This window comes from Burkholderiales bacterium (assembly GCA_035518095.1).
Taxonomy (GTDB): Bacteria; Pseudomonadota; Gammaproteobacteria; order Burkholderiales; family JAHFRG01; genus JAHFRG01.
On the sequence record DATIXX010000041.1, the window covers coordinates 75493 to 96583 of the forward strand.

Annotated in this window: 23 protein-coding genes, 1 tRNA gene and 1 pseudogene; 17 read left to right on the plus strand and 8 right to left on the minus strand. The window is 55.1% G+C overall.

Annotated features, from left to right (window positions below; all coding sequences use genetic code 11):
* The first annotated feature begins 52 nt into the window (after positions 1-52).
* The 15 genes and pseudogenes from VLV32_07630 (at position 53) to VLV32_07700 (ending at position 12014) form a co-directional block, all read left to right on the plus strand.
* The gene (locus tag VLV32_07630) at positions 53-976 is read left to right on the plus strand and encodes an SDR family oxidoreductase (GenBank protein HUL41760.1); all 924 of its coding nucleotides are present in this window, start codon (positions 53-55) and stop codon (positions 974-976) included.
* A gap of 30 nt (positions 977-1006) precedes the next feature.
* Positions 1007-1564, plus strand: coding sequence for a hypothetical protein (locus VLV32_07635; GenBank protein HUL41761.1), 558 nt, complete (start codon positions 1007-1009; stop codon positions 1562-1564).
* Positions 1565-1631: 67 nt separating this feature from the next.
* Positions 1632-1970: a divalent-cation tolerance protein CutA gene (gene cutA / locus VLV32_07640; protein ID HUL41762.1), complete on the plus strand. Its 339-nt coding sequence runs from the start codon at positions 1632-1634 to the stop codon at positions 1968-1970.
* 18 nt (positions 1971-1988) lie between these two features.
* Positions 1989-3794, plus strand: coding sequence for a protein-disulfide reductase DsbD (gene dsbD, locus VLV32_07645; protein HUL41763.1), 1806 nt, complete (start codon positions 1989-1991; stop codon positions 3792-3794).
* 1 nt (position 3795) lies between these two features.
* Complete coding sequence (locus VLV32_07650) at positions 3796-4332, plus strand: TlpA disulfide reductase family protein (GenBank protein ID HUL41764.1); 537 nt, start codon at positions 3796-3798, stop codon at positions 4330-4332.
* A 96-nt stretch (positions 4333-4428) separates the two neighbouring features.
* Positions 4429-4860, plus strand: a complete 432-nt coding sequence (gene aroQ / locus VLV32_07655; GenBank protein HUL41765.1) for a type II 3-dehydroquinate dehydratase — start codon at positions 4429-4431, stop codon at positions 4858-4860.
* A gap of 64 nt (positions 4861-4924) precedes the next feature.
* On the plus strand, positions 4925-5395 hold the full coding sequence (gene accB / locus VLV32_07660) for an acetyl-CoA carboxylase biotin carboxyl carrier protein (GenBank protein HUL41766.1): 471 nt from the start codon (positions 4925-4927) through the stop codon (positions 5393-5395).
* A gap of 116 nt (positions 5396-5511) precedes the next feature.
* Positions 5512-6882 carry an acetyl-CoA carboxylase biotin carboxylase subunit gene (accC, locus tag VLV32_07665; GenBank protein ID HUL41767.1) on the plus strand — a complete coding sequence of 457 codons (1371 nt, stop codon included), beginning with the start codon at positions 5512-5514 and terminating at the stop codon, positions 6880-6882.
* Positions 6883-7044: 162 nt separating this feature from the next.
* On the plus strand, positions 7045-7941 hold the full coding sequence (gene prmA, locus VLV32_07670; GenBank protein HUL41768.1) for a 50S ribosomal protein L11 methyltransferase: 897 nt from the start codon (positions 7045-7047) through the stop codon (positions 7939-7941).
* Entirely contained in the window at positions 7938-8714 is a 777-nt protein-coding gene (locus tag VLV32_07675; GenBank protein ID HUL41769.1) for a DUF3426 domain-containing protein, read from the plus strand. The genes prmA and VLV32_07675 overlap by 4 nt, the downstream gene beginning before the upstream one ends.
* A 275-nt stretch (positions 8715-8989) precedes the next feature.
* Positions 8990-9490, plus strand: coding sequence for a thiol peroxidase (gene tpx / locus VLV32_07680; protein HUL41770.1), 501 nt, complete (start codon positions 8990-8992; stop codon positions 9488-9490).
* 72 nt (positions 9491-9562) lie between these two features.
* Positions 9563-9940 (plus strand): diacylglycerol kinase, encoded by a 378-nt coding sequence (locus VLV32_07685; protein ID HUL41771.1) that lies wholly within the window; start codon positions 9563-9565, stop codon positions 9938-9940.
* A gap of 38 nt (positions 9941-9978) precedes the next feature.
* Positions 9979-10914 carry a carbohydrate kinase family protein gene (locus VLV32_07690; protein ID HUL41772.1) on the plus strand — a complete coding sequence of 312 codons (936 nt, stop codon included), beginning with the start codon at positions 9979-9981 and terminating at the stop codon, positions 10912-10914.
* Positions 10915-10998: 84 nt separating this feature from the next.
* The gene (locus VLV32_07695; GenBank protein ID HUL41773.1) at positions 10999-11394 is read left to right on the plus strand and encodes a glycine zipper 2TM domain-containing protein; all 396 of its coding nucleotides are present in this window, start codon (positions 10999-11001) and stop codon (positions 11392-11394) included.
* 206 nt (positions 11395-11600) lie between these two features.
* Positions 11601-12014 (plus strand): annotated as a pseudogene (locus VLV32_07700) (lysophospholipid acyltransferase family protein).
* 193 nt (positions 12015-12207) lie between these two features.
* Here the strand turns inward: VLV32_07700 and VLV32_07705 are convergent.
* Both VLV32_07705 and VLV32_07710 read right to left on the minus strand, forming a co-directional pair.
* A complete protein-coding gene (locus VLV32_07705; GenBank protein HUL41774.1) occupies positions 12208-13035 on the minus strand; it encodes a symmetrical bis(5'-nucleosyl)-tetraphosphatase in 828 nt (275 codons plus the stop codon).
* A gap of 74 nt (positions 13036-13109) precedes the next feature.
* Entirely contained in the window at positions 13110-13871 is a 762-nt protein-coding gene (locus VLV32_07710; GenBank protein HUL41775.1) for a c-type cytochrome, read from the minus strand.
* A gap of 121 nt (positions 13872-13992) precedes the next feature.
* Here VLV32_07710 and VLV32_07715 point away from each other — a divergent pair.
* Positions 13993-14068, plus strand: a tRNA-Arg gene (locus tag VLV32_07715).
* A 129-nt stretch (positions 14069-14197) separates the two neighbouring features.
* Here the strand turns inward: VLV32_07715 and VLV32_07720 are convergent.
* Both VLV32_07720 and VLV32_07725 read right to left on the minus strand, forming a co-directional pair.
* Entirely contained in the window at positions 14198-14872 is a 675-nt protein-coding gene (locus tag VLV32_07720) for a hypothetical protein (protein ID HUL41776.1), read from the minus strand.
* 6 nt (positions 14873-14878) lie between these two features.
* Positions 14879-16285, minus strand: coding sequence for a selenium-binding protein SBP56-related protein (locus VLV32_07725; GenBank protein ID HUL41777.1), 1407 nt, complete (start codon positions 16283-16285; stop codon positions 14879-14881).
* A 387-nt stretch (positions 16286-16672) separates the two neighbouring features.
* Here VLV32_07725 and VLV32_07730 point away from each other — a divergent pair, with 387 nt between their 5' ends.
* Positions 16673-17218 (plus strand): hypothetical protein, encoded by a 546-nt coding sequence (locus tag VLV32_07730; GenBank protein HUL41778.1) that lies wholly within the window; start codon positions 16673-16675, stop codon positions 17216-17218.
* A gap of 275 nt (positions 17219-17493) precedes the next feature.
* Here VLV32_07730 and VLV32_07735 read toward each other — a convergent pair whose 3' ends face one another.
* The 4 genes from VLV32_07735 to VLV32_07750 all read right to left on the minus strand — a co-directional run bounded on the left by VLV32_07735 (position 17494) and on the right by VLV32_07750 (position 20904).
* The gene (locus VLV32_07735; GenBank protein ID HUL41779.1) at positions 17494-18264 is read right to left on the minus strand and encodes an ABC transporter ATP-binding protein; all 771 of its coding nucleotides are present in this window, start codon (positions 18262-18264) and stop codon (positions 17494-17496) included.
* Positions 18265-18267: 3 nt separating this feature from the next.
* Positions 18268-19290: an iron ABC transporter permease gene (locus tag VLV32_07740; GenBank protein HUL41780.1), complete on the minus strand. Its 1023-nt coding sequence runs from the start codon at positions 19288-19290 to the stop codon at positions 18268-18270.
* Positions 19287-20333: an ABC transporter substrate-binding protein gene (locus VLV32_07745; GenBank protein HUL41781.1), complete on the minus strand. Its 1047-nt coding sequence runs from the start codon at positions 20331-20333 to the stop codon at positions 19287-19289. The genes VLV32_07740 and VLV32_07745 overlap by 4 nt, the downstream gene beginning before the upstream one ends.
* Before the next feature lie 259 nt (positions 20334-20592).
* Positions 20593-20904 carry a hypothetical protein gene (locus VLV32_07750; protein ID HUL41782.1) on the minus strand — a complete coding sequence of 104 codons (312 nt, stop codon included), beginning with the start codon at positions 20902-20904 and terminating at the stop codon, positions 20593-20595.
* Between the last annotated feature and the right edge of the window lie 187 nt (positions 20905-21091).

Sequence of the window (21091 nt, forward strand, 5' to 3'; positions counted from 1 at the left end):
GCTCTGAGGGCGGGGATACCACTGCATTACCGGATACCTTAAACTATTAGAAATGAGGCGGCTGTTGATTATAGGCTGCGGTGATGTCGCGCTGCGCATGGTGCGGAAGCTTCCCGCAGGCTACCGTGTTTATGCGCTTTCCCACTCCCCGCAGCGCTACCCCATATTGCGCGGATACCGCATCACGCCCATCCCCGGCAATCTTGACAACCCGGAAACGCTTGAGATGCTGGGCGGACTGGCGCAAGACGTGGTGCATTTTGCGCCGCCGCCAAGCCAAGGCACGCAAGACACACGCACCGCACATTTGCTTGCGGGGCTGGCAAAGGGAAAAATTTTACCACATCGACTCATCTACATCAGTACCAGTGGCGTGTATGGCGACTGCGACGGTGAAATCGTTCCCGAAACGCGCCCGTTGCGACCGCACACCCTGCGCGCCCAGCGCCGCTTGGATGCCGAACGCCGAGTCCGCGAATGGGGAAGGCGCAACCGTGTTTGTGTAAGCATCCTGCGCGTACCCGGAATCTATGCCAGCGACCGGCTGCCGCTTGAGCGCTTTAAAAACGGCACCCCGGCGTTGCTGCCCGAGCAGGATCCTTACAGCAATCATATTCACGCCGATGACCTGGCGCGCATCGTGATCGCATCGCTGCGATTCGGCAAACCGGGACGGGCGTATAACACCAGCGACGATTCGGAACTCCGAATGGGCGATTACTTCGACTTGGTGGCGGACCGTTTCGGTCTGCCGCGACCGGCGCGGGTTTCTTATGGTGAAATATGCCAAAATATCTCCGAGACGCTATTGTCGTTCATGTCGGAGTCGCGGCGTCTTGTCAACCGGCGCATGAAGCGCGAGTTGCAGGTGAAACTGCGCTACCCGATGGTGATCGATGGACTCGCCGCGGCAGAGCATAAAAGCGCCAGCAAGCTTGCGCAACCGATTTGGGAAACGCGCGATACCGCGCGATGAGAGAACCGCCTTTTACCAATGAAACCGATTATGACACGCAATGTCCTGATATGGCCGGTGCTACTGGCGCTGCTTGCAGGATGCACCGGAACCCCGGCTAAGCCTGCGCTTGAGCAAGTCTCTCTTGACCAGCATCTGCCCCTGCGCCTTGCGGTAGATATGACCCCTGAGGATCTCGCGTTGCAGACGCATCATTTCTACAACGTCTATGGATATTTTGAGACATACCAATGGACTATGGAAGGCAAGCTGGTACAACAGGCAGCGCTGACGGCTTTTGCGCCGCTCGCCAAGCAGGTTTTGCCGCGCAATGAGATGCCGGTGCCGGACCTCATAATCAAAGTTCACGGCAGGAGCGTATACAACCCCATGGCGCAGGTTTGGTACGTCGATGTTACTGCGAAGGGTTATCTGCCAAACGGTGACGAGATTGCTGCATTCCACGCCGAATCGCAAACTGGGGGCGTTACGGCTTTTTTCGAACAGGCGCTTCAAAGCACTTACGTTGCGGCGTTCCAGGACGTTGCGAGAAAGTTCGTGCAGAGTGGCACGTTGAACCTCGCGCTGCGCCAGCGCGCGGCGAACTAAAGCAGTATGCATTGCGCTGCTTCGAACACGCGGTGAAGTCGAATAAAACAACTGCATACGGGTTATCATGACCGAGGACGCAATATTGGTCTTGACCAATTTTCCAAATCGCGACGCGGCATTGGAGCTTGCGCATAAATTGGTCGAAGCGCGGCTTGCGGCCTGCGTTAACGTGATGGCGGAATGCACATCGGTCTACCGCTGGAAGGGCAAGATCGAGACGGCGCAGGAAGTTCCGGTATTTATCAAGACGCTTAAAGCGCATTTTCCGCGCCTTGAGCAAATGGTAAGACAGAGCCATCCCTACGAACTTCCAGAATTAGTCGCTGTCCCTATAAGCGACGGATTGAAGGCATACCTTGACTGGCTCGCTGTCGAGACACATTCGCTGACGATCACCGGCTGAACGTCCACCCTCCCCAAAATGCGCTTGCTGCTACTTTTGCTGATGCTGGTTTCGGCGTTTGCCCGCGCAAACGAACCGGAATTGCTGCAACCCGAGCAAGCGTTTCGGCTGTCGGCGCAGTGGGTGGACGCCAACGATATTAGAGTGCGCTACCGAATTGCTGAAGGCTATTATTTATACCGCAACAGGTTCAAATTCGAGGTGGAGCAAAATGATTTTTCCCTCGGCAAGCCGCAATTGCCCCCCGGCAAGGTACATCAGGATCCGTTTTTCGGTCGCGTTGAGACCTACCGCGGCGATTTGATTATCAATCTGCCCGTGCAGCAAACTGGATCTAACCGGATTCTAACGCTGAAAGCAGTCGCGCAGGGATGCGCCGATGCCGGTGTGTGCTATACGCCGCTTGTGCAGAACGTCAATCTGCAGCTCGGCGCGCAATACATGTCGGTCCCCGAGGGGGTCAACCCGCTTGCAGCTCTGCGAACGCCGCAAATATCTGCGAGCGTCCCGTCGCAAACTATAACCGCAATCGAATCACCGCTTGGCGACGAGTCGGCGCTAGCCGCAAAGCTTTTGCGCGGCGGCAGTTTCTGGCTCATTATTGCGAGCTTCTTCGGCTTTGGCCTGCTGTTGTCACTGACACCATGTGTATTTCCAATGATTCCGATACTTTCCGGAATAATCGTAGGCCAAAAACAACGAATGACCAAAAGGCGCGGCCTGGCACTTTCAGCCTTTTATGTGCTTGGAGTAGCGCTTACCTATGCGATAGCCGGAGTGGCGGCAGGGCTCACCGGCACGCTCATTTCCACCGCTTTGCAGGAACCCTGGGTGCTCATGTCATTTGCTGCTTTGTTCGTGCTACTTGCGCTTTCCATGTTCGGATTTTACGAGCTGCAGTTGCCCGCGTCGTTGCAAACTAGACTTTCCGGTGCGGCATTCAGAATCAAAGGAGGAAATCTGGTCGGGGCGTTCATCATGGGAGGGCTGTCCGCTGTCATAATCGGCCCTTGTGTTGCAGCGCCTCTCGCAGGTGCTTTGCTCTATATCAGCCAGACCCGGGATGTAGTCCTTGGCGGTTCAAGCCTATTTGTTATGGCATTGGGAATGGGAACGCCGCTTATCGCGGTGGGACTTTCTGCGGGGGCGCTTTTGCCCAAGGCCGGACCATGGATGAACACCGTAAAAAAATTTTTCGGCGTGTTGCTGCTGGGCGTCGCCATTTGGCTGGTCTCGTCGCTTATACCCGAGCGCGCACATCTGCTGCTATGGGCATCGTTGGTCATCCTCGGCGCAATCTATCTCGTAGCCGCGCTGCCAGCGAAATCCGCGCACGGCAGATACTGGAAAGGGGCTGGAATCATGGTCTTGACTGTGGCCGCGGTGTTTTTGATCGGAGCTTTTTCCAGCGGACGGGGAATTTTCGGGCCGCTGGCGCGGTTCACCGGTATCGCAACGCCTGTGCCGGCACTCAAATTCCAGCGCGTGGAAAATAACGCGGCACTAAACCAGGCGCTCTCCGAAGCCAAGGGACGATATGCGATGTTCGATTTTTATGCTGACTGGTGCGTCTCCTGCAAGGAAATGGAGTTGTTTACGTTCTCGGACCCGGCGGTACAAGCGCAGCTGAAAAAGGTCAAATTATTGCAGGCGGATGTCACCGCTAACAGCGCGGAGGACGCCGCTATGTTGAAACGCTTCGGCTTGTATGGGCCGCCCGGCATCCTGTTTTTCGATAAGCAGGGCAACGAACTCAAAACGCGTGTGATCGGGTACCAGAACCCCGAGACATTTCTGGCAACGCTTGATTCGGTGATGCGTTAGCGTGGGCAAGCGTGCCTACCTAATCGTTACGCTAGCGCTGCTGGCAATTGCTGCGGGTCTCTATGCCGGCCCTTGGGTTAATGCCCCGGCATGGTTGGTGCCGGCACAAACCAATAGCGCTTCACAAACGCTGTTTGGGTCAACCCTGCGCGACCTCAAGGGGAACGACCAACCGTTTGAACAATGGCGAGGCAAGGTCCTCGTTGTCAACTTTTGGGCCACGTGGTGCCCGCCATGCAAAAAGGAAATCCCGCAATTCATCAAGGTGCAAGAAAAATACCGAAGTCACGGCTTAGTTATTGTCGGTGTGGCGCTGGACAAAAAGGACGCGGTCAGCGCCTATGCGGCGGACATCGGGATCAACTATCCTCTGCTCATAGGCGGCTTCGGAGTCATGGACCTGACCCGGAAGGCGGGAAACAATGCCGGGGCGCTGCCCTTTACGCTGATCATCGACCGCACCGGCAAAATAGTCGCTACCCGTTACGGCGGGTTGACCCTGGATAAGCTCGAGCCCATAATCCGCCCCCTTCTCTAGAAGCCGCCCCTTTTTAACGTGCAGTTTGCGTTAACTTCGCCGATATTCGGCGAAAAGCTGGACTTTTGCTGCGATTTACCGCAAACTTCGACGGCTATGAAAAATATCCTGGTTTTGCACGGTCCTAACCTCAATCTACTTGGGACCCGTGAGCCAGAACAATATGGGCGGGATACGTTGGAAGAGATCAATTCTTTTCTGGCGGAACGCGCCAAACAGGCTGGCGCTAATCTTACCTGCTTTCAGAGCAACGCCGAAAATATCTTGGTTGACCGAATCCAGCGAGCAGGAACCGATCAGGTCGACTTTATCATTATCAATCCCGCAGCTTTTACGCACACAAGCGTGGCCATTCGCGACGCCCTCGCCGCGGTAAAAATACCGTTTATTGAAGTTCACCTATCCAATATCTTTGCCCGCGAAGCATTCCGCCACCATTCTTATTTTTCTGACCTGGCGGAAGGTGTCATCAGCGGACTGGGCGCCAAGGGCTATGAGCTGGCGCTGGAGTTTGCCTTGCAAACCTGAATACCTGAAGGCCCGGCTTTAACCAGCCGGCATGCATTTCAGGGTAACGTGCCAGAGGTTCAGTATGGACTTGAGAAAATTGAAAAAGCTCATAGACCTGGTGGAGGAATCGGGCATTGCTGAACTGGAAATCACCGAAGGCGAGGAAAAGGTCCGCATTAGCAGGACCGGTCAAAGCACGCAGGCTACGGTGACAACCGGCGCGCAAGCCGCAATATCTCAGAGCGTTACCAAGGAAACCGCTTCGGGAACCTTGGCACCCGCGGCGACCGGCCAAACGCCGCCGCCCGCAGAACCTGAAGGACACGTGGTAAAAGCTCCAATGGTTGGCACCTTTTATCGCTCAGCCGCACCCGGCGCTAAACCGTTTGTAGAAGTTGGGCAGACGGTAAACCAGGGCGATACGTTGTGCATCATCGAGGCGATGAAGCTGCTCAACGAGATCGAAGCCGACTGCGGCGGAATGGTTAAGGAAATTCTGGTCGAGAACGGCCAGCCTGTGGAGTACGGAGAGCCGCTGTTTGTCATTGGCTAAAAGCGGCGCCGCAGAGGCGCAAAGCAACTCACTCTGTCCAGGCCGACACCCGATATCGTTCTTAAAATGAATCGTAATGCTATTGGCATTTCTGCGACGAAAAGCAAAATCTCATAATGTTTGAAAAAATACTCATAGCCAACCGCGGGGAAATCGCTTTGCGCATTCAGCGTGCGTGTCGCGAGATGGGTATTAAGACCGTGGCCGTACATTCCGAGGCCGATGCCGAAGCGAAATATGTAAAGCTCGCGGATGAATCTGTATGCATCGGGCCCGCGCCGTCCGATCAAAGCTATCTTAATATTCCGGCGATCATCAGTGCAGCAGAAGTAACTGACGCCGAGGCGATACATCCGGGCTACGGCTTTCTTTCGGAAAACTCCGATTTTGCTGAGCGGGTGGAGAAAAGCGGCTTCGTGTTCATCGGTCCGCGCCCAGAAACTATACGTCTCATGGGAGATAAGGTAAGCGCTAAGGCGGCGATGAAGAAAGCCGGAGTGCCTTGTGTGCCGGGATCAGAAGGAAGTTTGCCGGAAGCACCGGAACAAGTCAGGAAAATCGCCAAGGACGTCGGTTATCCCGTGATTATCAAAGCCGCGGGAGGCGGTGGTGGCCGCGGCATGCGCGTAGTGCATACTGATGCCGCGCTGCTTAATGCGGTAGCCACGACCCGAGCCGAAGCACAACGGGCGTTCGGCAATCCCACCGTGTACATGGAAAAGTACCTGGAAAACCCCCGTCATATCGAAATCCAGGTGTTAGCCGACGAGCACCGCAACGCGATTTTTATGGGCGACCGCGACTGCTCAATGCAGCGCAGGTACCAGAAAATAATAGAGGAAGCACCCGCACCCAACCTGGCCCCGCGACTTCGCGACAAGATCGGCGAGCGCTGCGCCGAGGCATGCCGCAAGATCGGCTACCGCGGCGCCGGGACGTTTGAATTTCTGTTCGATGGGGGGCAGTTTTATTTTATCGAGATGAATACACGGTTGCAGGTCGAACACACCGTTACGGAAATGATTACGGGAGTAGATATCGTACAGGAACAAATCCGCGTCGCAGCCGGAGTGCGGCTTCGCCTCAGGCAGAAAGATGTTGTGATTCGCGGGCACGCTATCGAGTGCCGCATCAACGCGGAGGACCCGTACACCTTCGCACCTTCTCCGGGCCGCATCACGTCGTACCACACTCCAGGTGGCCCTGGTATTCGGGTTGATTCGCACGCCTATCACAACTATTTTGTGCCGCCAAATTACGATTCGCTGATCGGCAAATTGATTGCGTATGGCGATACCCGCCAGCAGGCAATCGCGCGCATGCGCATCGCTCTATCGGAAATGGTGGTGGAAGGCATCAAGACCAATATTCCGCTGCACCAGGAACTCATGGTCGATGCCGCTTTTCTGCGCGGGCTGACCAGTATTCATTATCTCGAACAGAAACTTGCCAGCTACAACAAAGAACCGATGAAACTGCGTCTCTGACGGCCCCGAATTCCAGGTATTGCAAGATTACGAATAAGCGGATTTATGCACTTAATTTGTCGCAATCCCGCGCCTAACAATTCCGAAAAAACCTGATAGTGGCCTAAAATGGGGCTATAGTTCAGTCGCTAGCCAATATGCAGTTCTTGAAATCCTCGATTTATGAGTTGGCGTTCGCTTAATGTAGAAACCGACATTCTGCACGCCGAGGCGTTGAGCGAAGCGTTGCTGCAATTGGGCGCGCTCTCAGTAGACATTGCCGATGCCAGCGCGGGCGCAGAACGCGAACCGCCGCAGTTTGGTGCGCCCGGCGGCCCACCGACTGCCGCGAGGCAGCCAAGCCGGGTGAGCGGCTTGTTTCCCGCGCACGCGGATATCTCCAGCATCGTAAAAGATGCTTCGATTGCGCTTCACCTGCCGGCTGGACGGTACACAATCACGGAGGTCGGCGAACAGGATTGGGTCCGCTTGTCGCAGGCGCAATTTACGCCGCTGAAAATATCACCCCGGCTTTGGATCGTACCGAGCTGGCACATGCCCCCCGATCCCGACGCTGTAAATATCCGTCTTGACCCCGGACTTGCCTTTGGCACCGGCAGTCATCCGTCGACGCGTTTGTGCCTGCGCTGGTTGGACGAAAATATCATCGGTGGGGAAACAGTGCTTGATTATGGTTGCGGATCGGGAATACTCGCCATCGCAGCCGTGAAACTCGGGGCCGGCCGAGCTTTCGGTGTGGACAGTGATCCACAAGCGGTGCTCGCGAGTCAGGCGAATTCCGAGAAAAATGGAGTGCAGGCCGAATATTACTGCGCGCAGGCCGCGCCTCCAATCCATGCTAATGTGGTGCTCGCGAATATTCTCGCGGATCCGCTGAAACTACTCGCTCCGCTCCTTGCAGAGGCTACATGCGCGGGCGGGACATTGGTGTTATCCGGTATTCTCGCAGCCCAGGCGCATGATGTAGAGCATGCCTATCGCGACTGGTTTGATTTTTACGAGCGGCCGGAGGAGCAAGGCTGGGTGCGTTTAAGCGCAAAAAAGAGGTTCTTGCCATGAGCATGGTGACTTCCTGTCCCAGATGTCATACAACCTTCCGCATAAAAGATGAGGAACTCGGGGCCACCCGGGGACAAGTGCGGTGCGGCCAGTGCTCTGCGATTTTCAGCGCTTTTGATACCCTCGCCACGTTGGACGACCCGTTGGAAGAAACCGGACGTTCTAATCCTCCGATTGAGGGCGGCGCAACGGCGGAGGCGCCGAGATCGCAGACAAAGGTAAGTTCAACGTCGGAGCCCTCCGCAAAGCCGCTCAGTTTTATCGACATGGCCGGTGAAAAGGCAGCGCGAAAAAATGGCCGCACATGGCTCTGGTTCATTGCGGCGCTGATGATGTTGATATTGCTCGCCGCGCAAGTAACATATAACTTCCGCGCACAGATTGCTGCTTACTACCCGGAGTTAAAACCCTACTTGCAGCGCTCCTGCGAGTTTTTGCAATGTACGGTGGGCTTGCCGAAATTTTCCGACCTTTTAACTATTGAATCTTCAGACTTGCAGGCCGATCCCGATCGCCCGAACCTGATCGTGCTCACGGCCTTATTGCGCAACCGCGCACTATTTGGTCAGGCCTATCCTGCGCTGGAAATTACGTTCACCGATACTCAAGACCAGATGGTAGCGCGACGCGCGTTCACCGCTGCGGAATATCTCGGAGGCAAAGCGGTTCCGAAGGACGGAATGCCGGCCAACAGCGAATTTGGAATCAAGCTATATATAGACAGCGACGATCTCAAACCCGCAGGATACCGCTTGTTGCTGTTTTACCCCTGATTTGAACGCTAGGGACGGGTTTGGTCCCACGCGCTGAAGTGATAGCAGTTTACTGCGAGTCCCGCTGGGCATAAAAAACGGCCAGAAACTGTGTGCAGCGCGAATGTTCAGAACATACCGCGTAATTCCGCGGCAGGTTACGGACCGCTAATGCGGTGGAGCGCCAAAAAAAACTGACGGAAGCAGGAATATCTAATTCATTGCGGGCATTGGTTGCGCGCCCGTAATGTGCAAGGCATACTTAAAATTAATTGATTACCTTAGGAGTACTCGCCATGGCAAAAGTCACCCTCGCAGGAAATCCAATCAACGTAGCAGGCACCTTCCCAAAAGTCGGGCAAAAAGCCCCGGAATTCAGATTGGTAAATAAAGACCTGAAAGACGTGAGTCTGAAAGATTTCGTTGGCAAGCGCAAAGTGCTCAATATTGTGCCGAGCCTCGATACGCCCACTTGCGCCACGTCCACGCGCCGCTTCAACGAAGAGGCAAGCAAGCTCAAAAACACCGTAGTTCTGGTGATATCCGCCGACTTGCCCTTTGCGCAGTCGCGGTTTTGCGGCGCCGAAGGTTTGAATAATGTCATTACGCTTTCCACCATGCGTGGCGCGGAGTTTATGAAAAATTACGGCGTGGCTATTACCGATCCGCCACTGGCGGGAGTCACAGCACGCGCCGTGGTGGTGCTGGATGCCGATGACAAAGTGCTGTACACCGAAATGGTGCCTGAGATCAAAAACGAGCCAAATTACAGAGCGGCTTTAGCTGCACTTGCATAAAAAGCTCAATGCGGCAAAGTATCAATAGAGGTCCGTTAGGCTGGCAGCCGGTGCAACGCTGACCGAAGAAAAATGAAAGGCCACGAGAACTCTCACGAAAGCAAGACCGGCTTAATGCGCATTTGGAGCGCATTTCTTTACGCTTTAGACGGCGTATCTGCCGCAATAAGACAAGAAACTGCATTTCGGCAGGAAATTGTGCTGGCTGCAATTTTGATACCAACAGCGCTGCTGCTTCCAGCAAACGGTAACGGCAAGGCGCTTATGCTGGCGAGCGTATTACTGGTATTGATTGTCGAACTCATCAATTCCGCAATTGAAACGGTCGTGGACCGGATTTCTCCCGAGTATCACCCTTTGAGTAAGCGCGCCAAGGACTTTGCCAGTGCTGCGGTTCTCCTCAGCCTGGTAAACGTCCCAGTGGTTTGGGTGCTGGTTTTGTTTGTCTAGATTCTGCCCTGTGATTTTTATAAAGTTGTGAGGCGAGCGTGGGTACGCTGATTTGCGGGTCAATTGCTTACGATACCATCATGGTGTTCAAGGATTACTTCAAAAATCACATATTGCCCGAGCAGATTCATATTCTCAATGTGGCGTTTCTTGTGCCCGATATGCGCCGCGAGTTCGGCGGCTGTGCCGGGAACATCGCTTATACCTTACGGCTGCTGGGCGGAGACCCGTTCATCATGGCGACCGTAGGCGTGGATTATCAGCCGTATTCATACCGGCTGGATAAGTTAAGTCTTTCGCGAAAATACATCCGCGAAGTGCCCGACACTTTTACGGCACAAGCATTTATTACTACCGATCTGGACGATAACCAAATTACCGCGTTTCATCCGGGAGCGATGAATTACTCTCATTACAACCATATTAATGACGCTGACGGCGTGAATCTTGGCATCATATCGCCCGATGGGCGCGAAGGCATGCTGCAACACGCCAGAGAATTTCATGAGCGGGGAATCCCGTTCGTATTTGATCCCGGGCAGGGACTTCCGATGTTCAGCGGCGAGGAATTACTGAATTTTCTGCAGCAGGCGCACTTTGTCGCGCTCAATGATTACGAAGCGCAACTTTTGCAGAATAAAACCGGCAAAAAAGTTGAAGAACTCGCAAAACTTGTGAAGGCCTTGGTTGTCACATTTGGTGCGCGTGGATCCGTAATCTATGCCGGTGGTAAACGAACGGACATCCCATGCGTTACGGCTGAAGCTGTAGTGGATCCGACCGGGTGCGGTGATGCTTACCGTGCCGGATTGTTGTACGGCATCTCGCAAGGCATGGACTGGTGGACAACCGGGCGGCTCGCCTCGCTCATGGGTGCAATAAAGGTCGCGCGCCGCGGCGGCCAGAACCATGACTTCAGCCGCGCTGAAATCCGCGATCGCTACCACCGGCACTTTGGAACACATATCTGGTAGAGGCAGGAGGACATCGTGAAAAGCTCCTCATCGTTGATAGGCTTGCTCGCCGCGAGTTTGATTCTCGGCGGTTGTGCGTCAAGCATGTCAGGTAGCGCGTATACGCGCAGTCAGGCACGCAAAGAGGAAACGGTCAGACATGGCACCGTGCAAAGCGTGCGTGCGGTGACGATTGAAGGCACCAAGACCCCGATCGGCGCGTTGGCGGGAGCAGGAGTAGGCGGTATCGCCGGCAGCACGATTGGACATAATTCCGGCAGCGCAATTGCAGCGATAATCGGTGGTGTGGCGGGCGGACTTGCAGGGGCCGCAGCCGAAGAAGCGATAACGCGTGAGCCGGGGCTGGAAATCATTGTCCGGCTTGACAACGGCAATACTGTTGCGATTACTCAGAAGGCGGATCAAAATTTTCGACCTGGCGAGCGGGTGTACGTGATTTCCGGCGGCGGTGCCGCGCGTGTTGCACCTGTAGTTGATTAGTTTTGCTGGCGAAGGCCCGGCGTTTACGTACGCCTGTAGAGGCCTAACTTGGTAAGCGCAAACAATTCAATAAGTGGAAATAAATGACTCGAAATCAGGCCTCTTATCCGACGCGCGTCTACCGCATATTTCGGTTGTTTTTCCATCTGGTCTACGCGGTGCTGGCCGTTGCTTGCTTCCAGCCTAATTGCAGCAAAGCGCGCTGGATGTTCTTTGTCAGGCGCTGGTCCTTGACACTGCTGAATATTCTTAACGTGCGGCTCAACGTGAAAGGGGCCCACCCGGAAACCACGCCCGCCAATTCCATTCTGGCGCCCAATCATGTTTCATGGTTGGACATCTTTATGCTATACGCACTGTATTACACGCATTTTGTCGCTAAGATTGAGGTACGCGCTTGGCCGGTAATCGGCTGGCTATGCAGCAATGTCGGTACCCTGTTTATCGAGCGGATGAGACGCCGCGATACCGCACGCATCAACCAGATTATCAACCAAGCGCTGCGTAGCGGTGATTGCGTTACGATTTTCCCTGAAGGCACGACCAGCGACGGCACCTGTATTAAGGCGTTCCATTCTTCGCTATTGGAACCGGCGGTAATGTTGCACAGCACGCTATACCCAGTGGCGCTTCGATATTGCGACCGCGACGGCGGTCCCAATACCGAGGTGGCATATGCCGGCGAAACGACTCTTTTGGAGTCGCTATTGAACATTCTCGCGCAGCAGGAGATCGATGCAGAATTGATATTTCTCGCACCGATTTCCGCGCAGGGAAAAAACCGCAGGGAGCTTGCGCGTGCCGCCGAGACTGCTATTGCGGGTTGTCTGAGCCTTTCTGTTCGCCGCAGGAAACCTGGAATACCCGGCGGTTTTCCAGAGACACTGCCGACAGATTTCCTCCCCACAGACAGCCCGTATCCAGCGCCACAAGATTATCCCGAAGTAAAAGACCCAGCGCTGACCAGTGTCCGCAAATAATCGTCGCGTCGCGGTTTAACCGTCCGGGCAGTTCGAACCATGGCAGGTAGCCGCGCGGCGCATTTTCAGGCTTTCCCTTGTGAGCAAATTCCATTACGCCGTCTTCCGAGCAAACGCGCAGACGCGTCATGGCATTGATAATTACCCGCAAGCGGTCTATGCCATGTAAATCGTCGCTCCATCGAAGCGGATGGTTGCCGTACATGCGCGCCAACAAGTCGCGGTAATTCTCTGCCTGCAGCGCCTGTTCCACTTCGCGCGCCAGCGCCAGCGCTTTTTCCACGGACCACGATGGCAATAAGCCTGCGTGCACCATGGCGAAACTGTCGCGCGCGTACATCAAGCGCTGCCTGCGCAACCAATCCAGCAGTTCCTTGCGATCCGGTGCCGCCAGCACTTCTTGCAAAGTGTCATTCTTGCGCGGCTTGGCCGAACCTTCGGCCACCATCAGCAAATGCAAATCGTGATTGCCGAGCACCGTAATGGCTTGCTCGCCAAGTTTTTTCACAAAGCGCAACGTGGATAGCGAATCCGGCCCGCGATTGACCAAATCGCCGACAAACCACAGTTGATCGCGCGCGGCATCGAAAGAAATCTTATCGAGCAGCCGCTGCAATTCAACGAAACAGCCTTGAACGTCCCCGATCGCGTAAGTTGTCATTTCTTGGGATTACAGCATAAAAAATAAAAAAAGCGCAGCTTTAATTCTGCGCCTTTCTCATGCCTTGGATGGATCTATTTCGATTGGCTGACCATATAATCGACAGCGGCTTTCACATCAGCATCGGAAAGTGCGGGATTGCCGCCTTTTGGCGGCATCGCATTTTTGCCATGAATCGCGCTGTTATACAGATTTTCGATACCCGTTTTAATCCGCGGCTTCCACGCCGCTTTATCGCCGAACTTTGGCGCATTAGCCGCGCCGGGAACATGGCACACTGCGCAAGTCGTTTCAAATACCGTCTTGCCCGTGCTGCCCATTGCGGCCGCCGCTGCAAGCGGAGGCGCCTGTTCTTTGATTTTTACACCCGACTGCCGCGCCATATATTCCAGGGCTGCCTGCACTTCGCGATCGGAAAGTGCGGGATTGCCGCCGCGCGGGGGCATTTGGCGGATGCCGTCGATGTCATGTTTTAGAAGCGCGGCCTCGCCTATCTTGAAGCGTTCGGTCCAGGCTTTCTTATCGCCGATTTTCGGGGCATTCAATACGCCAGCCGTGTGGCACGCGCCACAAACTTCCTTGACCACCTCTTCACCAGTTTTTTCCTGTTTCTCGGCACTGGGGCCGGTTGCAATCGTTACTTCACCTACCGGTTTCAAACGCTGCGCCACTTCCTCAGGAGACATCCCAGGGGAATTTTTACCGCTCTCGCCCATGCTGTCCACCGCCAATTGGGATAACAGCACAACGGTAATGACCGGAACCAGGAACCCGCCCATTATTATTAGTATCATTCGCTTCGCAAGCTTTTTTGCGGCTTCGCGCTCAGGGTCCATGACGGATTCCGATCTATGAATGGAATGAAAAAAGAAAAAATTATAGCGGGAATTCTTGGGCTGTCATAGGCGCATCCTTGAGAAAAACGCTAAACTGGAAAGCGCAAATATCGGAAAAACCGCGCCCTTAGCTCAGTGGATAGAGTGTTGGCCTCCGAAGCCAAAGGTCACTGGTTCGAATCCAGTAGGGCGCGCCAGATTTCTCAAGACGTTAAGCATTGCGCCGTGCTTTTTGATTTTCTCCTGTGACGGTGTGCATCGCCACCGCGTTGCGTGCCGCGACATCTGCTAAGTACTCCGGCGCTACGCGCCGGCTAGCGCTGGTACTACCAGGCTATCACTACCGCAACGCCACCCACGGTCATTAGAAGCGCAGCCCATAGGAGATCCAGATTGAGCCAGGCCCGCTGCAAAAGCCTAAGGCCGAAGTAACGGTAAACCAGCCACGCGATCAGGCCGGCGGTGAGCAGCATCGCCAGCGTGTGGATCACCGCCACCAGCGACGTAGAAATGACGCCGCTACGAATGAGCTGCGCCATCGCGGCATGGCCGAAAGAGGCAGGGTGCGATGCCCGGCATAATTCTAAATACATCGGCGCAAGCATCAACCCGGCGCCGTGAGCGGTCGCCATGAGAAATGACCAGAACACAAGGTGCGACGGTCCAATCCGTGCGAGGAAACGCGGATGTCTGCGACTTAGGAACTTGTATACGCCAAATCCAATGAGTAGAAACCCGGCAGCCAGACCGATTCCCCGCGTCCGTTCGAAATAAGCATTCAGCAGCGCGAATGGCAAAAGCGCCACTGCCATTGCAAGAAAATGGCCGATTGCGATTGGCGGTAGCGCCGAGAACACTGCGCCGGCTCGCTTTTCCTGCATGCCGTTGGAGACGGCGAACAACCAGCCCATCGCAGGATTGATGCCGTGGTAGCAACCGAGAGCGACGATCACCAACCAAGCGCCCGGGTGCTGAGCCAGGCTCTGCGCCAGGCTGCCCACTTCAGGTTAAGCGGACGGAAAGCAAAACGAGTCGGTCGAGCAGTCACCGCCTTCCAGGCGGGTTTGGTGGGAGCGATAACCGCGTTCGAACTCGACGAAGAAATCTCGATCCAACTGCATCCCGCCACCCGGCTGGACTTTCGCCATTACTTGCACGCCGGGTACTCCATCAGGATAGAACTGATCATCCCAAGTGCTGTACAGGGAATTCGTAAAGTACACGCGCCGGCCGTCACGACTGATCTCAACCATCTGGGGCCCGCCGCCGAAAGGCTTGCCGCTGGAATGCACAGTGCGATTAACGATCCCTCCGACTTTCACAGAACCTGCAAGTTTAGGGCTCATCGGATCAGTGACATCATACTGTCGCAGTTCCCCGGTTCCCCAGCAGGCCACATAGAGAAACCGGTCATCGAGCGAGAGATCGATGTCGGTTATTAGCGGCGGAACCGCCTTGAATGCTTTGAGTAAATCGGGAAGTTTCGCCGGATCGGCGGGCTGTGGCGGAATGACTGCGGTCTTCTTCGCCTTGAACTGACCGTTCTCTCGATACCAGGTCCAGATTGATCCTTCCAGATTGGTCGTATCCACCACCACGCCAAGAAAACCGTAATCCTTGGTAGGCTCATGGGCCGGCCTTACTTCCAGAGCCATCTGGTGGTTGGCCCCCAAGTCTACGGTCTGCGTGTGTCGTCGGCCACGCAAATCCCAAAAATGAAGGCGGTGCCCATAGCGATTATTAATAAGATCCCCTGCAACAATGCCGTTCTCGAACTGGGGCGGCAATCCCCATTCACTCGAGACCAGATAGCCGTGGGGTATGTTCCACCAGAAATCATAGCTCAAGCGCTGAGGTCCGCGTTCCAGCTCCCAGCGACCCAAAATCTCAAAGTTTTCGCAGTCCATGAGAAACACGCCTGGAACGCCTTGCGTGCCGTCAGCCCCGCCAGCTCCTAGAGTGCTGATATAGATTCCCTCCGGGCCGCAGTGCACCGTGTGCGGACGAGAGTAACCTGTCTTTTTGATGACCTCGTCGGGCTCGATGACCTTGACGATCTTCGCCTTGGCCGGATTCGGCTTGGTGTCAATAACGTAGATCCGCGAAGACCGTATTCCCGGGACGATGAGGTAGCGCCGCTCAGTAAAGGGGTGGGCGCTTAGAGGGCAGAGCATGGAGCTGCAGGCGTTCCAGCCGAAGTGATGCAGCTCATCGCCGATGTGGGTAAGCTCTACCTTATGGATGATGCGGCCGTAGCTCTTCGAGCCGGGTGCGACATCGACAACTGCCAAGGCATCCGGTTTGGACTTGTCCGGACACAGCAGCGCCACATACGCATAGCGTTCTGCAGGCGCTTCTATGGCGAGCTTCGGTGAAGGATAAAAGCTGGGGTCACAGCGCAATTGTTCCGGCATGGTTACCCTCCTTCAATGTACAAGAAAAAAGATGACAGCCCCTGACACTATACCGCAGGCTACCCTCCCTTTGTCCACCCTGAGAGAACGTGCACGAGCATCCATACAGGTCAGGGGTATGCGGCTTAGTTTCAACAGAGCGCTAATGCACGCGGAGATCAACTGTTACGCGGCATCCCATTTTTCGGGACGAAAACATATAAACATTTCAACTCGCTTTGATAGAATTGCTCATAGACAACGCTACGACCAATTACGCTGTGCCTGGCCTTGTTATGCACCTATCCTCTGATCAAACGACTGATTTCGCAGCGTCGGTGAGTTGTGTGGAACTGAAACCGGGCGAACTGAATCTTTCGCGGAGCTTGGGCTGAATCCTTATTTGCCATGAAGACTGCTCTCGCACCGGTTCATCGAATCGAACTTCACGTACGCGATGTTGCACAGCTGTTCAATTCAATGGACCCGACGCCTTTTCTTCATAAGGATCTCGATCCCGAGGCCGAGGAATTCATTGAGAGCTGGGCACTGGAGTTCCCTTCCAAGAGCCGAATCCATATCGTTATTCACCTGGAGCAACTTCCGGCTGAAGGTGATACCGGCGTTCTGGTTAGCGAGGCAATCCACAATTATTATGATTACAAAGTGGGACTTGCCCTCAGGGGGCTTCGCAGGCTGTTGCGCGAGGGACGAAAAAGTCTCGTGATCGGGCTTAGCTTTCTCGCGCTATGCCTTGTGGCGGCCAATGCCATTGAGAGATTAGCGACGGGGACTTTTCTCACTATTATGCGCGAAAGCCTGACAATCGGAGGCTGGGTGGCGATGTGGCGTCCAATGCAAATTTTTCTTTATGATTGGTGGCCGGTCACGCGGCGAATTCGCTTTTACCGGAGTCTAAGCCGCGCCCAAGTTCACATCGTGCACGGTAAATAGCGGCAGAATGAAGTTGCTCAAGCGGCGATCAAGACCTTCGGTGAAGCTATGGCCGCGGAGTCTCAATACCAAACGTCGCTGTTGCGAACCGCTTGTTGTGTAACTAATAGAGCTTCATTCCGGTTAAAGCAAGTTCTTTAGAATGGGCGTCAAGACCCGGAAAACATCTAGGTTACGCTTGTTCAAGAAAAGCGGCACCCGCACGGCGCTTGGCAATTAACCGACAAATCAATGGCCCTCGTTTAAATTCAATAATGGGCCAGATTGACACGCACTTAGTTCCGTATTATTGGCAAGCACGCGCGACCACCCGGTACCTCGACCACTTCCACCGGCACGCCGTACAAGCTTTCCAGATGCGATGCCGTGATCACCTCGTGCGGTTTCCCGCTTCCAATAACGTGCCCTTCGCGCAGCATCATTACGCGTTGGGCGCAAACAAAAGCCTCGTCCGGGTGGTGGGTTGAGAACACGATCCCAATGCCGCTACTTGCAATGCGCGACAGCATCGCCAGCACTCGAGCGCGGTTGCCGAAGTCCAAGCTCGCAGTCGGTTCATCGAGGACGATAAGATTCGCTCCCTGCGCCAGGGCACGCGCAATCAACGTGAGCTGGCGCTCGCCTCCGCTGATGCGCGTATAGATGCTGTGTGTCAAATGCGTAAGCCCGAGTATTGCGATGGCATCATGCGCTTTTTCCCGATCTTGCGCCGAAGGACTTGCGAATAGTCCGACATGTGCGGTGCGCCCCATAAGCACGATTTCCTCAACGGTAAAAGCAAACGTGTCCTCGTGGGCCTGCGGTACGTAAGCCAGCGCCTGCGCAAGCTGGGCACGGGGCCAGTCGGCGAGCTCTTTCCCGTCCAGCAGGACCCGGCCCCCCTTTGCGCGCAAAAGGCCCAACAGAGTGCGGAACAGAGTGGTCTTGCCGCTGCCGTTGGGTCCGAGCACGCATAGCGAGTCGCCGGAGCTGAGCGAAAGGCTGAGCCCGCTGCCTATCGCGCGCTTCGGGTATCCGTAAGTCAAATTTTCCGCGATCAGCCGCATTTATTAGCGCCACCCCCTGCGCGCAGTAGACAGTATCCAGATAAAGAACGGGGTGCCGATCAACGCCGTAAGCACGCCTGGAGGGATCTCGATATCCGCGGCAGTGCGCGCGAGCGTATCCACGCCGAGCATGAAAGCCGCGCCCAAGAGCAGCGACATTGGCAAAGCCTTGGCGAAATCTGGACCCACCAGCATGCGCGCAATATGCGGCATGAGCAGTCCGATCCAGCCGATAATTCCGGCAATGGCCACGCTGGCCGCTGTCATCAATGTTGCGCTAAAAATCACGATGAGACGCGTGGCGGTAAGGTTAACGCCCAGGGCCTGCGCTTCGTCATCGGACAGGGAAAGCAAGTTTATGCGCCAACGCAGCAGATACAGTGGAATCAATCCCAGTGCAATCAGCGGCGCGGCCACGACGAGATCGGAGGACGCAATTGACGCGAGACTTCCCATCAGCCAGAAGGTAATGGCGGGCAGCTGATTGTAGGGATCTGCGAGATATTTAAGCAGCGCGATGAAGCTGCCAAGCAGCGTGCCGATTACCACGCCGGTCAAGATCAGCGTAACGAGTGGGTCGTGACCGCGCACCGCGGAACCAACTGCATATACAAGTCCCACCGCAATCAAGCCGCCCATAAACGCGAATAACTGGATCATGACTATATTCTTCGAAAGAAAGATCCCCAGCACGGCACCGAGGGCCGCGCCGGACGACACACCGAGAATATCGGGAGAGACCAGCGGGTTTTTGAACATGCCTTGGTATGAGGAACCGGCGGCCGCGAGCCCCGCTCCCACGAGCAATGCGGCGCCAATGCGCGGCGCGCGGATTTCCCACATGACTGCTTCGGCATTGACCGGCAAATGGACGGGAACGCCAAATAGCTTTGCCGCCACCGCGGCAAGCACATCGGCAGAGGACAGCGGAAACTTCCCGAGCCAGAACGCGAGTAATACCAAAGCAAGTGTCAGGCCCAATGCGCCGCAATAAAGCCGAGCGAAGTTGCGCGACCCAGAGATCATTCCGCGTTTCCCGGGTTCAGCAATGCTTCGACTTCTTTGCTGCTGGGCGCGCGATGATAGAACAGGCGGTAGAAAGTCCTTACTTTTGGCTCGAGGTCGTCTTTAAAAATGTCCGGGTACAGAATTTTGGCCAGCCACTGAGCGCCGATCAATCGATTGGGACCGGGTGGAAAATCAAACCAGCCGAAAGGAAGATCCGGAGAAAGATATACTCGTTTCGCGCCCACCGCCGCTAGCGCCCGCCAGCGTGGATCTTGGTGCACGGTAAACCGGTAAAACACCTCGTCCGTGGTGACGATAATGTCGGGATTCCACGCCAATACCTGCTCGAACGATACCTTGGTTAGGCCGCTCGAAATTTTGCTTTTACCGGCGACATTTTCCGCATTGAGGAGATCCAGCACTTCGACGTTAATCGAGCCATCAAGCGCGGTAGTTAGACCATTGGCGCCACGTGCGTAGTAAACTCGCGGCCGCTTCGCGGTCGCTACCTTCGCGATTTTCGCGTGCAGTTCCGCAAGGGTCCGGTCCACGTAATTGGCCAGAGCATCGCCTCGTGCTTTTTCGCCCAAGGCCACACCCAGCGCGCGAAACGATTTCGCTGTTTGCGCGAGCCTGCCGTCGAACAAGAGATAGGGTATTCCTGTCTGCGTTTCCACTTTCTGAGCCAGCGAAATATAGGTCTCGGACGTGGAGCCGGCATCGACAATCACATCGGGTTTCGCGGCAAGAACCTGTTCCAGATTGGCAGTGTTACCGCGGCCGGTTAGCCGGCCGACCTCAGGCAATTTCGCGTATTTCTGCGGCAGATACACCGCTTCATCCGTATGCATTGCGCGCGTCCATCCGATGAGTTTTTCCGGCGCGATTGCAAACACAAATACGGAGGCAGGCGGGCCTGCTGCATAAACCCTTTTTACAATTGCTGGCAACGCCAACTCGCGTCCGGTCGAGTCGGTAACTATCCGATCGGCGGCAACGCAAGTCGAGCCAAACGCGGCAAGAAAAATAAAAACGGCGAGCCGTGTTGTCGTCAGCTGCATGTAAAGTAAAACACGTCCGGATTGAGCTGATCAGCCGTTCAACGAGATCACCGAAGACTGTAGCACGCTGCTCCCGGCATTAAAAGTAGCTGGAAATATCTATACCGCGAGTCTGCCGGAAATGAACGGAACGAGCGACCACGAAAACTACAAATATGCGAGCCAGTACATGTTTTGAGTACGGCAGGTCAAAAAAAGCCCTTTGCCTACCCTAATGCTGCAGACAGAACTTCACTCCTGGAATTAAGCCATTTCAGAACTACAGGCCGAGGCTATTATCCGGGACAGATGCAACGCCTGATTTGCGCGCCGCGTTCACCGCGTAACGCCTCGCCCGAAGCTCGAGGTAATGTGCGAAACCGAAATATCCCTGCTGCTCGAGTTCCCGGGCAAGCTTAACTGCTTCGTTCTGTTTGCAGCGAAGTCCAAATGCCTTGCGCGCGTTTGCCAGAAATTGCTCTAGCCATACGTCCTGTTGCGGTCGACCGACTAAATGCTCGTTCGCCATTTGTACCTGTCTCAAGCCCTCGACCGCAACTGACCTGTCAAAATCATCTACGCTGCGCTCCATGCCCAGTGTCCCCCATCGAGATTTGGTAATCTGCGGGCCCTAGTTTGAGGGCGGAATAAGAAAATTTGATGACTGTTTTTTTGAGTTTTTGTTAACTGCTGCGAATGAAAGATCGCAACAGCACGCGGGCTGATTAAAGCTATTTGCCGCTAATATCTATACCGGAACAGGCGTGGCGTCCAGCGTG